The sequence below is a fragment of the Wenzhouxiangella sp. XN79A genome, assembly GCF_012272825.1.
Classification (GTDB): Bacteria; Pseudomonadota; Gammaproteobacteria; order Xanthomonadales; family Wenzhouxiangellaceae.
This window is the reverse complement of the sequence record NZ_JAAWWS010000160.1, coordinates 22,024-40,437: the sequence shown is the minus strand read 5'-3', so window position 1 is coordinate 40,437 and position 18,414 is coordinate 22,024. Positions and strand designations below refer to the sequence as shown.

The window sequence follows — 18,414 nt, the reverse complement described above, 5'->3', positions numbered from 1 at the left end:
GAAAGCGGTACACGGAAGAGTTCAAGATCGAAGCGGTTCGGCAGGTCACGGACCGGGGTCATTCGGTCGGCGAGGTTGCGGGACGACTGGGGATCACCACGCACAGTCTCTACGCCTGGATCAAGAAGTTCGGATCGAAGGACCGGGCCAGCCTGGAGCACGATGAGGCGCAGCGCGAGCTGCAGCGTCTCAAGGCCGAGTTGAAGCGCGTCGAGGAGGAGCGCGACATTCTAAAAAAGGCCGCAACGTACTTCGCCAAGGAGTCCGGGTGAAGTACGGGTTCATTCAGGCCCACCGCAAGGAGTTCCGGGTGCGCACGATGTGCCGGGTGCTCGAGGTGCATCCCAGCGGCTTCTACGCCTGGCTGAAGGCGCCGTGCTCGCAGCGTTTTAAGGAAGATCAGCGCCAGACCGGCCTGATCAAGCAGTCCTGGCTGGAGAGTGGCGCGGTGTACGGGTATCGAAAGATCCATGACGACCTGAGGGACCTGGGTGAAGAGATCGGCAAGCATCGGGTCTACCGGCTGATGCGCGCGGCAGGCCTCCGGGCCGAAGTGGGCTACCGGAAGCGTCGCAGCTACAACGGCGGAAAGCCGGCGGTGGTAGCGGAGAACCTGCTTGACCGTCAGTTCGATCCAGACCAACCCAATCGCGCCTGGGTCACGGACATCACGATGATCCGGACCTACGAGGGCTGGCTGTACCTGGCCGTGGTGCTCGATCTGTTCTCCCGCCAGGTCGTCGGCTGGTCGATGCAGTCGAGGATGCAGGCGGACCTGGTGCTCAAGGCGCTGGTCATGGCGGTCTGGAAGCGCAAGCACGAGCCGGGCTTGCTCGTTCACTCGGATCAGGGCAGCCAGTACACCGGGCATGAGTGGCAGAAGTTCATCGACGACCACAAGCTCGAATGCTCGATGAGCCGTCGCGGAAACTGCCATGACAATGCGGTTGCCGAGAGCTTCTTCCAGCTACTGAAGCGAGAAAGGATCAAGCGGCGCATCTACGCGACGCGGGATGAAGCTCGAGCGGACGTGTTCGACTATATCGAGCTGTTCTACAACCGCCGGCGGCGGCACGGTTCCAATGACGGGCTGTCGCCGGTAGAGTATGAGAAGGCAGCAAAAAAACGGCTCAAGAGTGTCTAGAGAAGCCGGGGCGATTCACTTCGCTGAGCGGATCGAGGCAGCGATCGAAACGGCCCCTGACCCGCTCGACGCCATCCTCTACCGCGCGGTCGAAGCGCGCGAACAGCTTCGACTGAGCGAAGCTGTGTCTCTGTTCCGGCGCTACGTTGGCGAACGACCCGGCGATTTTCAAGCGTGGCTGCAGGCCCTGGAACTCGCCTACATGGTCGGCGATGACGCCTTGCATGAGCAGGCGCTGGCGGTCTTTCGCGAGCGTTCGCTCAACGATCGCGTGGTGGCGATCCATTACCTCGTGCAGGCCTATCGCACCCAGGCGCCCCAAGGATGGATCGATCACGCCTACCGGCTCGCGACGCGCTGGCCGGACGCCGTCTTCGTCCAGTACCAGATCCACCGTGCGCTCCTGTGGGCCGGCCGGGTTGCCGAGGCGCGAGCGTTTCATGACCGATTGCTGCTGATGGATCTGCCGCCTCAAGGGAAACTCGTGCTGCAGATTCGGCAGGCCTGCGCCGAAGGACGGGTCCACGATGCGGTCGCCCTGTTCGAAGAGGATGCGGAAGCGCAGAACAACTGGTTCGTCCTGGGCACGCTGTCCCGCACTGAAGAAGCCGCCGCCGCGCTCCGGCAGGCCGAGATCGAGAACGGCACCCACGGCCTGCTGAACTACCTGCTGTATCCCCAGTTCGATGCGCGACAGTTTCCCAGCATGGTCCGCTTGCTCGAGCGCGAGCGGATCGAGATTCGGGAGCCCACGCCGATTCCGTTCGCTTGCGGCTGACCGGGGACTGCGGAGAGCGCGGACACCCACCGGGCAACGCCACCGGACAACGCCCACCGAACAGCGCCTGATCTGCCGATGCGCTCGTTCCGCTACGATGCTCCGAACGTGAAGGGGTACGAGCCATGGACGCTGCCGCCAAGTTGACGGTCGTTTCGGCCGGGGTGTTCTTTCTGACCGGGCTGATCACCGGCGTGATCAAGTACCGCCAGATCGCTGCGTCCGATAGCGCCACGGCCCATCCCTACATCGACATCGGCCACCGTGCCTCGTTGCTCTACGCGTTCGCCTGCATTCTGTTGCTGACCTTTGTCGAGATCAGCCGGCTGCCCGTGGCCGTGGAGCTGGCCGCTGTTGCTGCGCTCGTCCTGTATTTCGCAGCATCGATCCTGACCTACGTGGTCCACGGGTTGCTGCAGGACACGGACAATCAGTTGAAATGCCCGTTCAGGCTCGGGAACCGCACGGTGCCCGGTTCGGCGATCTCGATCTTCATGTGGACGCTGATCGCCGCCGAGATCGGCGGGTTTCTGGTCCTGTTCTACGGGGTGCTGCTGGAAGTCTTCTGACGGGCTTCGAGGGCCAGGCGTTACCGCGAACTCAGCGCGCCCGCGGCCGGATCGTGCTTTCCTTGTCGGGAAACCGGCCGCGCTTGTCGGCGTAGAACGCCCGGATCCGCACGAAGTCGGCCTCGAGGTCGTCGCCGGGCACGAAGGACGCGCCCATGCCGACCTGCTTGCGCGGATAGTCGATGTAGGCCATGACCACGGGCACGCCGGCGGCCCGGGCGATGTGCCAGAAGCCCGATTTCCAGTGATCGGAGAAGCTCCGGGTGCCTTCCGGCGCGATGCCGAGGACGAAATGCTCCGCGGCCGCGAAGCGCGCGGCCATCTGCCGGCTCAACTCGCCTCGCCGACTGCGATCGACCGGAATGCCGCCCCACCACCGGAAGACCGGCCCCAGCGGACCCCGGAACAGGCTGTGCTTGCCCATCCAGTGCGCCTTCAGCCCCAGCGCCCAGGCCGCCAGCAGGCCGACCACGAAGTCCCAGTTGCTGGTGTGCGGCGCGAAGACCAGCACGTAGCGGCGGGTGCCGGGATCGGCTTGGGTCAGGGTCCAGCCAAAGGCCCGGAGGAGAAATCGGGCAAAATTCTTCATTAGTGAGGTCGGCTGTTCAGGCCAGCGGTAGCGGCGACGATACCGGCAAGCGAGTCGTTGTGGGGTGTCGGTATTCGAGTATCTCGTTCAGGTCGCGATCCAGCAGCGAACTGCGCCGACTCCAAGGACTCCGGCGTGGCTGGTGGCTCAGCCCGCGGATCGGGACAAGGAGCAGTGCAGAAACGACGCGGTCGTTGGTCTTGCGGCTGAATCGTGGTCTCAGCGCTCGAAGTGCGGCTGCAGCCGACGCGCGAGGGCGACCAGCGACAGCATGACCGGGACTTCGACCAGCACGCCGACCACTGTGGCCAACGCGGCGCCGGAGTTCAGGCCGAACAGCCCGATGGCCACCGCCACGGCCAGTTCGAAGAAGTTCGACGTGCCGATCAGCGCTGCGGGCGCGGCGGTTTCGAACGGCACTTTCCACAACCACGCCCAGCCGAACGCCAGCGCGAAGATGGCGTAACTCTGGATCAGCAGTGGAACGGCAATCAGGCCGATGATCAACGGATCGGCCAGCAGTCTCGGCGCCTGCAGCGCGAACAGCAGCACCACGGTGGCCAGCAGGCCGATGGTGGACAGGGGGCGGATGCGGGCGGTGAAGGCCCGGATGCGGGCCGGGTCGCCGCTGCCCAGGGCGGTGCGGGTAAGGCTGCCGGCGACCAGCGGCAGCACCACATAGAGGATCACCGACAGCAGCAAGGTTTCCCAGGGCACGATGATCTCGGTGACGCCCAGCAGCCAGGCGGCGAGCGGCGCGAAGGCGAAGACCATGATGATGTCGTTGACCGACACCTGGACCAGCGTGTAGTTGGGGTCGCCGCGGACCAGCTGGCTCCACACGAACACCATTGCCGTGCAAGGTGCCACGCCCAGCAGGATCATGCCGGCGATGTACTCCTGCGCGGATTGCGGATCGACCCAGCCGGCGAACAGGTGCTCGAAGAACAGTACGGCCAGCGCGGCCATGGTGAACGGCTTGATCAGCCAGTTGACGACCAGCGTGATGCACAGGCCCTTGGGCGCCCGGCCGATGTTGCCGATGGCCTTGAAGTCGACGTTGACCATCATCGGGTAGATCATCAGCCAGATGAACACCGCGACCAGCAGATTGACCTGGCCGTACTCGATGCCGGCCAGGCTTTCGAACAGGCCCGGCAGCAACGCGCCGAGCGCCACGCCGGTCACGATTCCGCCGGCGATCCACAGCGAAAGGTAGCGCTCGAACGCCGTCATGGCGCTTTGGGGATCCACGCGGTCAGCGCTCATTGAAGGTCCTCGTCGATGTGTTGCTTCAAGCGGTCGAACACGGCGTCGAAGGCCTGCTCGATCTCGTCGTGGGTGCCGTGCACGGCTGCAGGGTCGGGAAGGCTCCAGTGCAGCACCCGCGAATCGCCGACCGCCACCGGGCAGGCCTCGCCCGCGGCGCGGTCGCAGACGGTCACGACCACGTCGAAGTGGCGGGTGATGAAGTCCTTCCAGGACTGGCTGCGCGGCCGGCCCGGGTCGATGCCGCGGCGTTTCAGCACCGCCAGTGCGCCCGGGTGCACGGTGCCGGTCGGCGCGCTGCCGGCGCTGACGGCGCGATAGCGCCCGCAGGGTAAGGCGTTGATCAGGGCTTCGGCGATGATCGATCGGCAGGAGTTGCCGGTGCAGATCACCAGTACGGTGCGGGGCGAAGTGGGTTCGCTCATGACCGTTGCTCGTTGTTCGGCTGCATTGGCACCGATTCGACCTTCGATTCGACGAGGCCGGCGCACAACTCGGGGCGCCCTCCGCAGCAATCGTCGACCAGAAAGCCGAGCAGCGCGCGGACCGCGTCGATCTCGACGCTGTAGATGATCGACCGCCCGTCGCGCCGAGACCCGATCAGTCCGGCGTTCTTCAGGCACGCCAGGTGCGATGAAAGGGTGTTGTTGGGCACGCCGAGCGCCGCTGCCAGCTCACCAGCGGCCTGTCCGGCCGACCCGGCAGCGATCAGGCGTCGGAACAGCCGCAGCCGGGTCGGCTGGGCCAGCCCGGCCAGTGCGCGGGTTGCGTCTTCGAATTCCATAATTCCAGAATAATGGAAATAATGGTTGCGGTCGAGTTCAGATCGTCGCCGTGCTTGCCGGCTCACCGCGGCGGGTCGATCTGCCCACCGATCGAGGTATTGAGTCGGTACCAGCCGGCCACGCTCCTGCGGGGTGCGTGGGTCGGGCGGACTTCGTGCGGGATTTCTTCGCTGAGGAACAGCACCAGCCGGCCGTCGAGCGGGGCGATGCGGGCCCGCTCGGTGGTCTCGTCGTCGGCGTAGAGGACCAGTTCGCCGCCGTGGTCCGGCTGCCAGTCGGGGTTCAGGAACAGCACCAGCGAGACCAGCCGGTTGGCCGCGCCGCGGAAGCTGTCGTAGTGGGTGCGGTAGAAGGCGCCTTCGGGATACAGGGCGAAGTGGCCTTCGAACTCGAACAGGCCCAGGAACAGGGCGCGGTTCAAACGATCCTTGAGCGCGCCGGCAAAGTCGAGCAGTTCGGCCTGGACGGCGGACTCGCGGTTCAGCCAGCGGATCCGGTCGCGGCGGACGTCGCGGGCCAGCTGGTAGTCGGTCTCGCGGCCGATGCCGGCGCGGCGGAGGCGGTCTTCGTCTTCGAGGCGGTCGAGTTCGGCGCGCAATCGGGCGGTGAGGTCGGGCGGCAGCGCGTCGTCGCCGACCCACCAGCCGTGGTCGGTCAGCGCTTCGGCAATGGCGTCCAGCGGCAGGCGGTCGGCGAGCCCCTGCGGGGCGTCAGCCCATTTCGCGCTGGACACGGAAGACTTTCGGGTTGCGCCGCATCCGCGACAGCACGCGGGCCAGCTGGGTCCGGTCGCGCAGGCCGATCAGGAAGTGCAGCTCGGCGGTGTCGCCGGTGCTTTCGCGCTGCTCGACGCGCTCGATGTTGGCGTCGGCCTGACTGATCGAGGTCGACACCGAGGCCAGCACGCCGGGGCCGTTGACGGTGACGACCTTCAGCTGGACGCTGTAGCTGCCGCGGGTCAGCGGCTCCCAGGCCACGTCCAGGCAGCGCTCGGGGTGTTCGCGTTCCAGCGCCGGGACGTTGGGGCAGTTGTGCCGGTGCACGATGATGCCCCGGCCGGGCGACAGGTAGCCGGTGATCCGGTCGCCGGGAATCGGGTGGCAGCAGTTGGCGTAGACGATCGCGTTGCGCTCGGAGCCGCCGACGGTGAACACATCGCCGGTGGTTCTCTCCGCACTCCGGCGCTGGGTGATCGGCAGCAGTTTCTGGGCCACGGTCGCGGCCAGCAGTTCGCCGTGGGCGATCCGGATCAGCAGGTCCTCGAGCCGCTCCAGCCCGGCCTTGCGCACATAGCGGTCGAGCTTGCGCTGCGAGATCTTGTCCAGCGAGCTGTCGCGCCGGGCCAGCGCCTGGTCGAGCAGTCGATGGCCGATGGCCACCGAGTCGGCCTGCTCGAGGTTCTTCAGGTGCGAACGGATGGCGGTGCGGGCCTTGGCGGTGACCACGTGGTCCAGCCATTCCGGTTTCGGCTCTACCGTTTCGTCGGTTTCGATCTTCACCGTCTGGCCGTTTTCCAGCACCGCCGACAGCGGGGCCGGCTTGTGGTCGATCAGCGCCCGGCGGGCCCGATTGCCGACGTCGGTGTGGATGGCGTAGGCGAAATCCAGCGCCGAGGCCCGCGCCTTCAGATCGATGATCTTGCCCCGGGGGGTGAACACGTAGACCTCGTCCGGGAACAGCTCGGCCTTGGCCGAGTCGATGAACTCCAGCGACTCCTTGGCCCGGGACTGGGTCTCGACCAGCTTCAGCAGCCACTCGCGGGCGCGCACGGCGGTCGAGCCGTCCGGCGGCGTGGCCTTGTACAGCCAGTGCGCGGCGGCGCCCTTCTCGGCCACCATGTCCATCTCCTCGGTGCGGATCTGGATTTCCAGCGGCACGTTGTACGGCGAGGTCAGCACCGTGTGCAGCGACTGGTAGCCGTTGGCCTTGGGCAGGGCGATGTAGTCCTTGAAGCTGCCCGGACGGGGCTTGTACAGGCTGTGGACTACCCCGAGCGCCTGGTAGCAATGCGATTCGGCCGGGCAGATCACCCGGAAGGCATACAGGTCGTTGACCTCGTCGAAACTCAGCGATTTCGAGCGCATCTTCGAGTAGATGCTGTAGATCGTCTTCTCGCGGCCTTCGACGCGCGCGGCGATGCCGGCCTCGTTCAGGCGTTTCTTCAACGCCTCGGAGACCGAGTCGATGATCTCCTTGCGGTACTTGGTCATCGAGCGCAGCCGGCGCGCGATGATCCGGTAGCGGTTCGGGTAGAGGTTCTGGAAGCCCAGGTCCTCGAGCTCGCTCTTCAACCCGTGCATGCCCAGCCGGTCGGCGATCGGCACGTAGATCTCGAGGGTTTCCGACGAGATCCGGCGGCGCGATTCCGGCGACATCGCCTCGATCGTGCGCATGTTGTGCAGCCGGTCGGCCAGCTTGATGAAGATCACCCGCAGGTCTCGACTCATGGCGAGAAGGAGTTTGCGGAAGCTTTCCGCGTCGGCCTCCTGCCGGGTGCGGAACTTCATCTTGTCGAGCTTGGTGACGCCGTCGACCAGCTTGGCGACCTGGTCGCCGAACTCGCGCTTCAGGTCGTCGAGGGTGAGGTCGGTGTCCTCGACCGTGTCGTGCAGGATCGCCGCGGTGATCGTCGGGCTGTCCATCCGCATCCCGGCCAGGATCGAGGCCACGGCGACCGGGTGCATGATGTAGTCCTCGCCCGACCTGCGCGTCTGGCCGCGGTGGGCTTCCTCGCCGACTTCGAAGGCGTAGAGCGTGGCGGCAACCTGTTCGGGTTCGAGGTAGGTATTGAGCAGCCGCTTGAGTTCACGTACCGGCGCGGGGTAGCTCATCGTTGTTCTCCCCGCGTTTTGGCGAGTTGGGGTCCTGCCTCGGTTTGAAGCCTTGCTCTGCGTCGGTTTCGTGCCATGGTTCGGGGCGCTACTGCGCGGCTCGTGCTCGGCGCTCGGCAGTGCTCGGGGCTTCGATGGGCCCAACCGATGGCGCTTCGGGTCGGCTGTGGGTGCGAGATTCTGGAATGCTCAGGGCCGTTCTGGGGCGCTACTGCGCGGCTCGTGCTCGGCGCTCGGCAGTGCTCGCGATCCTCATGAACCTGACAGTGCACTCCGGTCGCTGCGCTCCGGCGATCACCGACCACGAGCCGCTCGCTACGCGCGCGGGGGCGCTCGGGGCTTCGATGGGCCCAACCGATGGCGCTTCGGGTCGGCTGTGGGTGCGAGATTCTGGAATGCTCAGGGCCGTTCTGGGGCGCTACTGCGCGGCTCGTGCTCGGCGCTCGGCAGTGCTCGGAATCCTCACGCACACTCGAGTGCGCTCCGGGTCCTCCGCGCTGGCGATCACCGACCACGAGCCGCTCGCTCCGCGCGCGGGGGCGCTCGGGGCTTCGATGGGCCCAACCGATGGCGCTTCGGGTCGGCTGTGGGTGCGAGATTCTGGAATGCTCAGGGCCGTTCTGGGGCGCTACTGCGCGGCTCGTGCTCGGCGCTCGGCAGTGCTCGGAATCCTCACGCACACTCGAGTGCGCTCCGGGTCCTCCGCGCTGGCGATCACCGACCACGAGCCGCTCGCTCCGCGCGCGGGGGCGCTCGGGGCTTCGATGGGCCCAACCGATGGCGCTTCGGGTCGGCTGTGGGTGCGAGTTTCCGAGATTCTGCGGGGCGTTCTGGGGCGCTACTGCACGGCGAGTGCTCGGCGCGCGGCGGTGCTTGCGAGCGGGTGCCACGAGCACGGCATGGAGTGACCGCGCACGGGCGACTCCGCCGGATTCGGCGGGAGGCGTTTGGATCGGCAAGAAAGGGGGCACCCGGGGTGAGGTGCGGGCACGGTCAGCGGTGGCCGCCGAGCGGTGCATTCCCGGGTGTCCTCAGCGAAGGCGGGCCGAGCTCAGTCTTCGTCCGGCGGGGGCGGTGGCAGTTCGGCCTGCATGGCGGCCAGCCGCGCGTCCAGTTCCGCCTGGTAGGTGCGGATGTTGTCCTTGTCGATCACGCCCTCGGCGATTTCGCGCAGGGCGATCACCGTCGGCTTGTCGGTTTCCTCGTCGACCAGCGGGTCGGCGCCGTTGGCGATCTGGCGGGCGCGCTGGGCGGCCATCACGATCAGGTTGAACCGGTTCGGTTCGGAATCGATACAGTCTTCTACGGTCACGCGAGCCATCAAGAGCTCCTGCGAATGCATTTCGAAAAGCGAGCCCGTTAGTTTACGCAATCCGGGCCGCAAAAGATACCCTTCGAAGTCAGGCGGTTTCGCCGTCCTCGCGCAGCAGATCGGCCAGTCGTTCGGCCTGCACCTGCTGCTGGCGCCGGCGGCGCAGCGGCCAGGCGCGCAGGATGCCGGTCAGGTCGTCGCGGGCGCGGTCGAAATCGTCGTTGACCACGATGAAGTCGAATTCCATGCAGGCCGACATTTCGCTGCGGGCCTCGCCGAGACGACGTTCGATGACCTCGGGCCGATCCGTGCCGCGCCCGGTCAGGCGCTGCTTGAGCACCGCCAGCGACGGCGGCAGGATGAAGACCTGGCAGGCCTCGGGGTGCGATTCGCGCACCTGCGCCGCTCCCTGGACGTCGATGTCCAGCAGCACGTCCTTGCCCTCGGCCCACAGCGCCTCGACCCGCTCGCGGTCGGTGCCGTAGTAGTTGCCGAACACCTGGGCGTGTTCCAGGAAGCGGCCTTCGCCGATCCGGCGGCGGAAGGTGTCGGCGTCGATGAAGTGGTAGGCCTCGCCGTCGACTTCGCCGGCTCTGGGCGGCCGGGTGGTGTCGGAAACCGAGAAGGCCAGATCGGGGAACTGTTCGAGCAGGCTGCCGATGAGGCTGGTCTTGCCTGCGCCCGAGGGCGCGGCGATGACGTACAGCTCGCCGCCGGCCTCACTCGACATTCTGGACCTGCTCGCGCATCTGTTCGATCAGCACCTTCAGCTCCACCGATACGCCGGTGGTCTCGGTGGCTACCGATTTCGAACCCAGCGTGTTGGCCTCGCGGTTGAGTTCCTGCATCAGGAAGTCCAGCCGCCGGCCGACCGGCTCGTCCAGCGTCAGCACGCGGCGGACCTCGGCGACGTGGGCTTCGAGCCGGTCCAGCTCTTCGTCGACGTCGAGCTTGCCGAGCTGGAGCGCGATCTCCTGTTCCATCCGGCCGGGCTCGATGTCCGCGCCCAGGCCTTCCAGCCTTTCGCGGAAGCGCGTCTCGAGCGCGTTGCGCACGGCCGGCAGGTGGCGGCGGACGAGCTCGGCCTGCTCGAGGATTCCGGCCAGCCGGGGCTCGAGCATTTCGGCAATTGCCGTGCCTTCGCGCTCGCGCGCTTCGAGCAGGGCGTCGAGGGTGTCGTCGAGCAGCGTCAGGGCATTGTGCTGCTCGGACTCGAAGTCGGGCCGCTGTTCGATCAGCAGGCCCGGCCAGGCCAGCAGGCGGACCAGGTCCGGATCGGCCGACGAGCCGGCCAGCCCGGCCAGCTCGCGGTGGCGCTCGAGCAGCGCCGCGGCCAGGTCGCGGTTCAGCACCGGTGCGGCCGCAGCGGCCGCGGCGTCGGCGTGGTAGCGCAGGGTCACGTCGAACTTGCCGCGCGCGAATCGTGCCTTCAGCCGGGCGCGGATTTCGGGCTCCAGCACCCGGAAATCCTCGGGCAGCCGGAGCGAAGCCTCGTGATAGCGCTGGTTGACGCTCTTGACTTCCCAGGTCAGCTGTCCGGAATCACCGGCCCGGCTGAGGCTGGCGTAGGCAGTCATGCTTCGGATCACGGCGGCGTTCCGGTCGGTTCGAGACGCGACATGGTACCCGATCGGGCCGCGTCGACCGCATCGCCGCTGCGGTCCGGGTCGAGTCGCGTGATACTCTTTGCGGCCTGGATTCCCGGGTCCCGAACCCCGGCTCCGCGTGCTGCGGGGCGCGGGCTCCGGGACCCGGAGAACCGCCGTCCACGCCCCATTCCGAGGAGTCTGTCTTGTCCCGACCATCCGGCCGCCGCGCCGATGAACTGCGCCCGATCGAGATCCGCCGTCACTTCACCCGCCACGCCGAAGGTTCGGTGCTGATCAGCTGCGGCGAGACCCGCGTGCTGTGCACCGCCAGCGTCGAGGACCGCGTGCCGCCGTGGCTGCGCGGCAAGGGCTCGGGCTGGGTGACCGCCGAGTACGGCATGCTGCCGCGGTCGACCGGCACCCGGAACATGCGCGAGGCCACCCGCGGCAAGCAGGGCGGCCGCACGCTGGAAATCCAGCGCCTGATCGGCCGCAGCCTGCGCGCGGTGATCGACCTGCAGGCCATCGGCGAGCGCACCATCACGCTGGACTGCGACGTGCTGCAGGCCGACGGCGGCACCCGCACCGCGTCGATCACCGGGGCCTACGTTGCGCTGGTCGATGCGATCGCGACGATCCGCAAGCGCGGCAAGCTGGCGCGCGAACCGATCCACGGCCAGGTCGCCGCGGTGTCGGTCGGTATCGTCGGCTCCGAAGCGGTGCTGGACCTGGACTATGCCGAGGACTCCAGCGCCGACACCGATCTGAACGTGGTCATGAACGACGGCGGCGGTTTCATCGAGGTCCAGGGCACGGCCGAGGGCCACGCCTTCCATCGCGACGAGCTCGACCGCATGCTCGACCTTGCCGCGGCCGGCATCAAGGACCTGCAGGCCGCCCAGACCGCGGCGCTGGAAAACGCCGGCTGATGGCGATGCCGACGCTCGTCATCGCCAGCGGCAACGCCGGCAAGCTGGCCGAGTTCGACCAGATGCTCTCGCCGCTGAATTTTTCGGTGAAGTCGCAAGCCGACTATGGCGTGGTCCCGCCGCCGGAAACCGGGCGGACCTTCGTCGAGAACGCGCTGATCAAGGCCCGCGCCGCCTCCGAAGCGGCCGGCGGCCCGGCGCTGGGCGACGATTCGGGGCTGGTGGTCGATGCGCTGGACGGCCGGCCCGGCATCCGCTCGGCTCGCTTCGCCGGCGAGGATGCCACCGACCAGGACAACATCGACAAGCTGCTCGATGAACTGCGCGATCTGCCCGAAGAACGGCGCGGCGCGTACTTCTACTGCTGTCTGGTGCTGCTGCAGCACGCCGACGATCCGGCGCCGCTGATCGCCACCGGCCGCTGGCACGGCTACATTCTCGAGGCGCGGCGTGGCACCGGCGGGTTCGGCTACGACCCGGTGTTCCACGACCCGCGAATGGGCGCGACCGCTGCCGAGCTGCCGGCCGGCGAGAAGAACCGGGTCAGCCATCGCGGGCGGGCGCTCGACCAGCTGATCCGCCTGATCGGGGCGGCCTGACGGGCGCGCGGACATGGCGCTGACGCTGCCGCCGCTGACGCTCTACATCCACCTGCCGTGGTGCGTGCGCAAGTGCCCGTACTGCGATTTCAACTCGCACGTCGCTCCGGACACGCTGCCCGAAGCCGAGACCGTGGCCGCGCTGCTGGCCGACCTGGAGCTCGACCTGCCGCGCGCCTGGGGCCGGACGGTGCACGCGATCTTCTTCGGCGGCGGCACGCCGAGCCTGTTCTCGGCGGCCTCGATCGAGGCGATCCTCGAGGGCGTCGGCGCCCGGGTGCGACTGGCGCCGGACGCGGAGATCACGCTGGAGGCCAACCCCGGTGCCGTCGAGCACGACCGCTTCGAGGCCTACCGCAGCGCCGGCGTCAACCGCATCAGCCTCGGCGTGCAGAGCTTCGACGACGAGCGGCTGGCCGTGCTCGGGCGGATCCATGGCGGCGAGGAGGCAAGGCGCGCGATCGACGCGGTGAGTTCGGCGGGCTTCGACAACTTCAATATCGATCTGATGTGGGCGCTGCCGGGCCAGGACGTGGCCGGCATGCAGGCCGATCTCGACGCCGCGCTGTCCTTCGCGCCGCCGCACCTGTCGCACTACCAGCTCACGCTCGAACCGAACACGGTGTTCGCCAAGCACCCGCCCGCCCTGCCCGACGAGGACACGGTCTGGGCGATGCAGGACGCGGCGGCGGAACGGCTGGCGGCGGCCGGCTACGCCAACTACGAGATCTCGGCCTGGGCGCGGCCGGGCCGCGAGAGCCGTCACAACCTGAACTACTGGCGCTTCGGCGACTACCTGGGGATCGGCGCCGGCGCGTCCGGCAAGATCACGCTGCCGGCCGAGCAGCAGGTCCTGCGCACCCGCCGCCGGACCATCCCGGCCTCGTGGCTGCGCGCCGCGGCCGATCGCTCGTTCATCGCCGAGGCCGAACCGGTGGCGGCCGTGGACCTGGCCTTCGAGTTCATGCTCAACCGCACGCGCCTGGCCGAGCCGATGCCGCTGGCCGACTTCCGTGCCCGCACCGGCCTGGACGAGTCCGCGCTGCAGCCCGGCCTGGACCGGGCCATCGAGGCCGGTCTGCTGGAGCGGCGCGACGATGTCCTGCTGCGCACCGAGCACGGCGCGCAGTTCCTGAACGATCTGCAGGCGATGTTCCTGCCCGTGGCCGATTGAGTCAGCGGCCGAACCGGGCGCCGAGCCGCAGCCAGTAGGTGGTGCCGAGCAGGCGGTAGGTGCCGAAGTCGGTGTTGCCTTCGTCGGCGTTGGCCAGGAACGGCGGGCGGACGTCGGTCAGGTTGTCGACGCCGGCGGTGAGCTGCCAGTCGCCGAGGTCCAGCCCGGCGAACAGGTCGTGGTACAGCACGCTGCCGGCGCGGTTGACGGTGCCGGGGAAGACTTCGCCGCCGCGCTCTTCGATCGCGTCGATCCACTGCGCGGAATAGCCGACCTTCCAGCGGTCGTGCCGCCAGTCCAGCCGGTAGCGGCCCTGCCATTCCGGGATCGCGCCGAAGCGGTCGGGATCGTAGTCGCCGGCGCCGAACAGCGGCTCGGCGCCGGGGAAGGCGACCAGCTTGCGCTCGTCGACCCAGGCCAGCAGCAGGCGCTGGCCGAGCCGGCCGCCGAACGCATCGACGGTCCAGTCGGCTTCCAGATCGATACCGCGGGTTTCCTCCCGGGCCAGGTTCTGCAGCCGCGCGGAGATCGCGGTGATGGCGCCGCCGGGTGCGCGCTCGACGGCGTCGCAGAACGCCGCCGCACCCGTGGCCAGGCACTGGTTCAGTACGGTCTCGGCGCCGAGCGCGCCGATGCCGTTTTCGATGTCGATGTCGTAGGCGTCGATCCGCAGGTTGGCGCTGGCCAGCCCCGGAATCCGCCAGGCCAGGCCGACCGCGCGCACCGTGGCTCGCTCGGGCGTCAGCGCCGGATTGCCGCCGGACAGTTCGGGCGTTTCCTCGCCGGACTGGGTGAAGCTGCCGTCGGCCGGCACGCCCTGGTCGATACAGCGCTGGACTTCTTCGGGCGTGCGCTCCTCGAAGCGCGCGCAGGGGTCGATGACGATCGGGTTGGCCTGGCTCTGCGCGCCGAACAGCTCGCCGATGTTGGGCGCGCGGAAGGCCTCGGAGTACTGGGCCGAAATCGTCAGCCGCTCGCTCGCCCGCCAGGCCAGGCCGGTCTCGAACACCGCGTCGCTGCCGAAGTTCGAGAAGTCGACGCCGCGCAGGCCGAGATCCAGCTCCAGGTCCGGGGTGATCGGCACGCCGAACTCGATGTAGGCCTCGGCGGCCTCGAACGTGCCGCGCGTCGCGCCCCGGGCTGAGCCGGTGGTGTTGCCGGCCTGGGTGCGCGGGTCCGGCGTTTCGGCGCCTTCCTCTTCGCGGTACTGGAACCCGAAGGCCGTGGCCAGCGGGCCGGCCGGCAGGGTCACCAGGTCGCCGAGCAGGTTGAGCTCGACCACGCGTTGTTCGTTGTAGCCCGTGTCGCGCAGGTCCGCGCCGACGTAGGCGAGCATGGCATCGGTGATGCTGCCCGGCCCGCCGAACAGGTTCAGCGGCACGCAGCCGGGGATCGGGTCGTCCGGCGTGCCGCAGATCGCCGTGCCGTCGGCCCGGAACGACGGGCCCAGCGCGCTGCGCAGCCGGTCGTCGAGCAGGTCGCCGGTCTGGCGCTGGTCGGTCTCGTTGCGGCCCCAGGTCAGCGACGCATCCCAGCTCCACTGGCCGATCCAGCCGTCGAGGCCGGCGGCCACGCGCCAGGCGTCGTTGTCCTGCTCGAAGCGGCGCGGGCCGGCCTCGACCAGTCGCCGGCGGACGTCGACCAGGGTCTCGCCGAACGGGTTGTAGAGGTTGTTCTCATCGACCACCACGTCGGTCTCGCGGGTGGTGAACAACGGCAGCGGGGCCAGCTGGGCACTGGATTCGCGGTGGTGCGCCAGCGCTTCGACCCAGCCCCGCACGCCGTGGCCGAAGGTCCATTCGCCGCTGCCGAACAGCGTGGTCCGGGTGGAGGCCTGCAGCAGGTCCTCGAACGGGTTGAAGTTGAAGCGGTCGGCGTCGGTGAACGGCCGGAAGTCGGTGAGTTCGTCGCCGTCCTGCCCGTCGCGCAGCGTGAAGCGGCCGAACGAGCTGCGGTACTGGCCGCTCGGCGGGGCCGACGAGCCGTCGAACACGCGCTGGTTGTCGGGACCGTCGAGGGTCAGGCGGGCCGACGAGAACCCCCGGTCGCCCTTGGAGACCGACGGCTGGTCGACGACTTCGAGGCCGGCCAGCCAGCCGCCGCGCTCGCCGGTGCGTCCGGCCAGTACGCTGGCCTGCAGCGTCTCGGCGTCGTTGCGCTCGGTGATCCGGCCCTGCGCATCGAGTTCCAGGCCGTCGATGCGTCGCCGGGTCAGGATGTTGACCACGCCGGCCACGGCATCGGCGCCGTACTCGACCGAAGCGCCGGCGCGGTAGATCTCGACGGCCTCGATCCAGGCCGTCGGGATCATGCCGAGGTCGACCAGGCCCGAGGCCCCGCTGCCGCCGGGCACGAAGCGGCGGCCGTTGACCAGGACCAGGGTGCGTTCCGGGCCCAGCCCGCGCAGCTCCAGCGTCTCGATGCCGCGCGACAGCCCGCCGCCCTGGCCGCGCTGGCTGGTCCGGGTGTTCAGCGGCGAGCCGGAAAACATCGGCAGCTGCTGCAGCAGGTCGCCGAGCCGGACCGCGCCACTGGTCTCGATGAAGTCCCGGTCGATGCGGGTCAGCGGCCGGGCGCCGGCGCGGATCGCGCTCTGCACCCGCGAGCCGGTGACGACCACGCGGTCGAGGGCGTCGTCCTGGTCGGCGTCGGGGTCGGCCGGAGACTGCGCAAGCAGGCTGCCGGGAACGAGCAGCGCGAAGGCAAGCAACAGGGTCGGGCGGGCAAGCGGATGAACGGGCATCGAGGGCTTCAGCAGTTCGAGAGGGACATCGGGCACCGCGACGCCGCCGCGACCGGCAGCAAGCATACACGGCCGAGCAGGCCGATGCGGCGTGGCGGCGGCTGGCGGTGTTGTTCCACGGTATCCGATTGATCGAGTAGACCCATTCCCAGATAAGGAATTCATCGATGTCCATTCGTGCCCGTCTTTCCGCCGTCGCGCTGCTTGCGCTGACTGCCTCGCCCGCCTTCGCCGACCGAGGCGCACGGGAACTCAGCGCCGAGTGCGCGCCGTTCGGCTGCGTGCCGGGCGATTCCGGCGGCTATCCGATCACGCTGACCGAGCCCGGCAGCTACATCCTGACCTCGAACCTGACCACCACCAACGCCAACCAGACGCTGATCCAGGTCAACGCCGACAACGTGCAGGTCGACCTCAACGGCTTCGCGTTGCTCGGCCCGGCGGTGTGCTCCGGCAGCACGGTCAGCTGCACCGGCACCGGCATCGGCGACGGCATTTCCGCCAGCGGCCGGAGTTACGTGACGATCGTCAACGGCTCGGTTCGCGGCATGGGGAGCGACGGCATCGTGGTCGGCAACTACGCCCGGGTCGAGGACGTGACGATCACCAGCAACGGGGCTCTGGGCGTTTCGGTGATCGGCTTCGGCTCGGTCGGCGGCGTCTTCCGGCGGCTTTCGATCGGCCTGAACGGGGATTCCGGGATCGGTTCGGTGTTCGGCACCCATCACGTGATCGACAGCACCGTGGTCAACAACGGCAACCAGGGCGTGTTCAGCATGTACTGCTCCCAGGTCCTGATGTCCGCCAACGACAACGGCGACAGTTGCACCGCGATCGGCCCGAACCGGTGTTCGCCGTCGACCGACTGCGACTGATGGCCATGCGACGCGACAACGCGCAATGTCTGTGGCGAGCAGGGGTGCTGGCGCTGCTCTTCGCGGTGGCCGTTCCGCAGGCACGTGCCGGGGTGATCGATATCGGCGCCGAGCTCGAGGAACTGCTGATCAGTCTGGATATCGAAGCCATCCTCGTCGGGCCCGCCGGCAGCGTGACCTTCGGCGACAGCCAGGTGGCCCGGGTAAATCTCGACACCGATCTCTACGCCGGCATCGAAGCGCTGGAAAGCGGGTTGCCCACCCTCCACCGCTACGATGTCGACGCCTACGACCTCGCACTCGACGCCTTTTCCATCGACATTACCGACACGCTGGACCTGTTCGATGGCCCGACGGTCACGATGCGGCCCGGCGAAGTCTGGACCGGCGCGGGCACGTTGCTTTTCGACCCGGCCTCGGCCGGCCTGCCGGACGAGGTCAACGTCGACGCCGTGGCCTTCGATCCGCTCAGCGGCGATCTGCTGCTGTCGTTCGACTCGTTCATCCTGCAGTTCATCCCGCTGCGCGGCTCGCTGGTACCGTACCTGTCGCCGAGTCACGTGGTCGGCTGGGACGGGTTCCAGCTGACTGGGTTCTTCGACGGCGACCGCGTGCCGCGCGCGCTGAACCTGGACGCGCTGCACGTGCTCGACGACGGCCGGATGCTGATGAGCTTCGACACGCCGGGCCGGATCGACGGCCTTGGCTTCGATGACGACGATCTGCTGCTGCACGATCCGGTCGCCGACGTGTTCTCGCTGGTCTACCTGGTCGATTCGCTGCATCCGTCGCTGCCCGACGCCGATGTCGATGCCTTGTCCGGCCTGACCCGGATCGACGGCGGCACGGTGCGCTTCGGCGCGGGCTTCTTCGAGATCCCGGAGGACTTCGGCACGGCGACGCTGACGGTGCGCCGCGAGGGCGCGGCGGAAGGGCCGACCACCGTGCGCATCCGGACCGTGGCCGAGTCGGCGACCGCCGGCAGCGACTTCACCGCGATCGACGTGACACGAAGCTGGGGCGACGGCGAGACCACCATCCAGACCGTCGACATCCCGATCCTGAACGACGGCATCGCCGAGCCGGTCGAGCAGTTCCGCGTGACGCTGGAGGTCACCGATGGGGCGGCCACGCCGATCAGTCCGGCCAGCGTGGTGATCCGGATCTTCGATGACGAAACGGTGCTGTTCGCCGACGGCTTCGAGTTCCGGCCCTGAGCCGGGCCGCG

18 protein-coding genes are annotated in these 18,414 nt (G+C 68.3%); 8 read left to right on the top strand and 10 right to left on the bottom strand.

From position 1 onward, the window contains the following. The 3 genes from HFP89_RS13440 to HFP89_RS13430 form a co-directional block, all read left to right on the top strand. A protein-coding gene (locus HFP89_RS13440) for an IS3 family transposase (protein WP_168718184.1) occupies window positions 1-1,144 on the top strand; the annotation gives its coding sequence in 2 pieces (ribosomal slippage) (window positions 1-240 and window positions 240-1,144; 1,145 coding nt annotated over the 2 pieces). This gene is flagged as partial in the annotation. Window positions 1,145-1,346: 202 nt separating this feature from the next. Continuing rightward, entirely contained in the window at window positions 1,347-1,922 is a 576-nt protein-coding gene (locus HFP89_RS13435) for a hypothetical protein (RefSeq protein ID WP_206212374.1), read from the top strand. A 125-nt stretch (window positions 1,923-2,047) separates the two neighbouring features. Continuing rightward, window positions 2,048-2,491, top strand: coding sequence for a hypothetical protein (locus HFP89_RS13430; RefSeq protein WP_168718182.1), 444 nt, complete (start codon window positions 2,048-2,050; stop codon window positions 2,489-2,491). Between the two features lie 31 nt (window positions 2,492-2,522). On the opposite strand, the gene HFP89_RS13425 is transcribed toward HFP89_RS13430, so the two are convergent. The 9 genes from HFP89_RS13425 to HFP89_RS13385 form a co-directional block, all read right to left on the bottom strand. Continuing rightward, window positions 2,523-3,080: a lysophospholipid acyltransferase family protein gene (locus HFP89_RS13425; RefSeq protein ID WP_168718181.1), complete on the bottom strand. Its 558-nt coding sequence runs from the start codon at window positions 3,078-3,080 to the stop codon at window positions 2,523-2,525. 219 nt (window positions 3,081-3,299) lie between these two features. Beyond that, complete coding sequence (arsB, locus tag HFP89_RS13420; RefSeq protein ID WP_240956397.1) at window positions 3,300-4,349, bottom strand: ACR3 family arsenite efflux transporter; 1,050 nt, start codon at window positions 4,347-4,349, stop codon at window positions 3,300-3,302. Beyond that, window positions 4,346-4,774, bottom strand: coding sequence for an arsenate reductase ArsC (locus HFP89_RS13415; RefSeq protein ID WP_168718180.1), 429 nt, complete (start codon window positions 4,772-4,774; stop codon window positions 4,346-4,348). The genes arsB and HFP89_RS13415 overlap by 4 nt, the downstream gene beginning before the upstream one ends. Then, window positions 4,771-5,133 carry a metalloregulator ArsR/SmtB family transcription factor gene (locus HFP89_RS13410; RefSeq protein ID WP_168718179.1) on the bottom strand — a complete coding sequence of 121 codons (363 nt, stop codon included), beginning with the start codon at window positions 5,131-5,133 and terminating at the stop codon, window positions 4,771-4,773. The genes HFP89_RS13415 and HFP89_RS13410 overlap by 4 nt, the downstream gene beginning before the upstream one ends. 62 nt (window positions 5,134-5,195) lie before the next feature. Then, window positions 5,196-5,867 carry a 2OG-Fe(II) oxygenase gene (locus tag HFP89_RS16355; RefSeq protein WP_206212373.1) on the bottom strand — a complete coding sequence of 224 codons (672 nt, stop codon included), beginning with the start codon at window positions 5,865-5,867 and terminating at the stop codon, window positions 5,196-5,198. Then, window positions 5,845-7,965 (bottom strand): bifunctional (p)ppGpp synthetase/guanosine-3',5'-bis(diphosphate) 3'-pyrophosphohydrolase, encoded by a 2,121-nt coding sequence (locus HFP89_RS13400; protein WP_168718178.1) that lies wholly within the window; start codon window positions 7,963-7,965, stop codon window positions 5,845-5,847. Before HFP89_RS13400 ends, HFP89_RS16355 begins: the two co-directional genes overlap by 23 nt. A gap of 1,051 nt (window positions 7,966-9,016) precedes the next feature. Further along, window positions 9,017-9,286 carry a DNA-directed RNA polymerase subunit omega gene (rpoZ, locus tag HFP89_RS13395; RefSeq protein WP_168718177.1) on the bottom strand — a complete coding sequence of 90 codons (270 nt, stop codon included), beginning with the start codon at window positions 9,284-9,286 and terminating at the stop codon, window positions 9,017-9,019. Window positions 9,287-9,365: 79 nt separating this feature from the next. Next, window positions 9,366-10,007, bottom strand: coding sequence for a guanylate kinase (gene gmk / locus HFP89_RS13390; protein ID WP_168718176.1), 642 nt, complete (start codon window positions 10,005-10,007; stop codon window positions 9,366-9,368). Continuing rightward, a complete protein-coding gene (locus HFP89_RS13385; RefSeq protein ID WP_168718175.1) occupies window positions 9,997-10,866 on the bottom strand; it encodes a YicC/YloC family endoribonuclease in 870 nt (289 codons plus the stop codon). The genes gmk and HFP89_RS13385 overlap by 11 nt, the downstream gene beginning before the upstream one ends. 203 nt (window positions 10,867-11,069) lie before the next feature. On the opposite strand from HFP89_RS13385, the gene rph reads away from it, so the two are divergent. From rph to hemW, 3 genes are read left to right on the top strand one after another with little or no spacing between them, the layout of a single operon-like run. Further along, entirely contained in the window at window positions 11,070-11,795 is a 726-nt protein-coding gene (gene rph, locus HFP89_RS13380; protein ID WP_206212372.1) for a ribonuclease PH, read from the top strand. Next, on the top strand, window positions 11,795-12,394 hold the full coding sequence (gene rdgB / locus HFP89_RS13375) for an RdgB/HAM1 family non-canonical purine NTP pyrophosphatase (protein WP_168718174.1): 600 nt from the start codon (window positions 11,795-11,797) through the stop codon (window positions 12,392-12,394). Before rph ends, rdgB begins: the two co-directional genes overlap by 1 nt. Window positions 12,395-12,407: 13 nt before the next feature. Continuing rightward, entirely contained in the window at window positions 12,408-13,568 is a 1,161-nt protein-coding gene (hemW, locus tag HFP89_RS13370) for a radical SAM family heme chaperone HemW (RefSeq protein ID WP_168718173.1), read from the top strand. Window position 13,569: 1 nt separating this feature from the next. On the opposite strand, the gene HFP89_RS13365 is transcribed toward hemW, so the two are convergent. Beyond that, window positions 13,570-16,311 (bottom strand): TonB-dependent receptor, encoded by a 2,742-nt coding sequence (locus HFP89_RS13365; RefSeq protein ID WP_168718172.1) that lies wholly within the window; start codon window positions 16,309-16,311, stop codon window positions 13,570-13,572. Window positions 16,312-16,478: 167 nt separating this feature from the next. On the opposite strand from HFP89_RS13365, the gene HFP89_RS13360 reads away from it, so the two are divergent. Together HFP89_RS13360 and HFP89_RS13355 are read left to right on the top strand one after the other, a co-directional pair. Beyond that, window positions 16,479-17,186: a right-handed parallel beta-helix repeat-containing protein gene (locus HFP89_RS13360; RefSeq protein ID WP_168718171.1), complete on the top strand. Its 708-nt coding sequence runs from the start codon at window positions 16,479-16,481 to the stop codon at window positions 17,184-17,186. Beyond that, a complete protein-coding gene (locus HFP89_RS13355) occupies window positions 17,186-18,403 on the top strand; it encodes a Calx-beta domain-containing protein (RefSeq protein ID WP_168718170.1) in 1,218 nt (405 codons plus the stop codon). Before HFP89_RS13360 ends, HFP89_RS13355 begins: the two co-directional genes overlap by 1 nt. Window positions 18,404-18,414 lie beyond the last annotated feature (11 nt).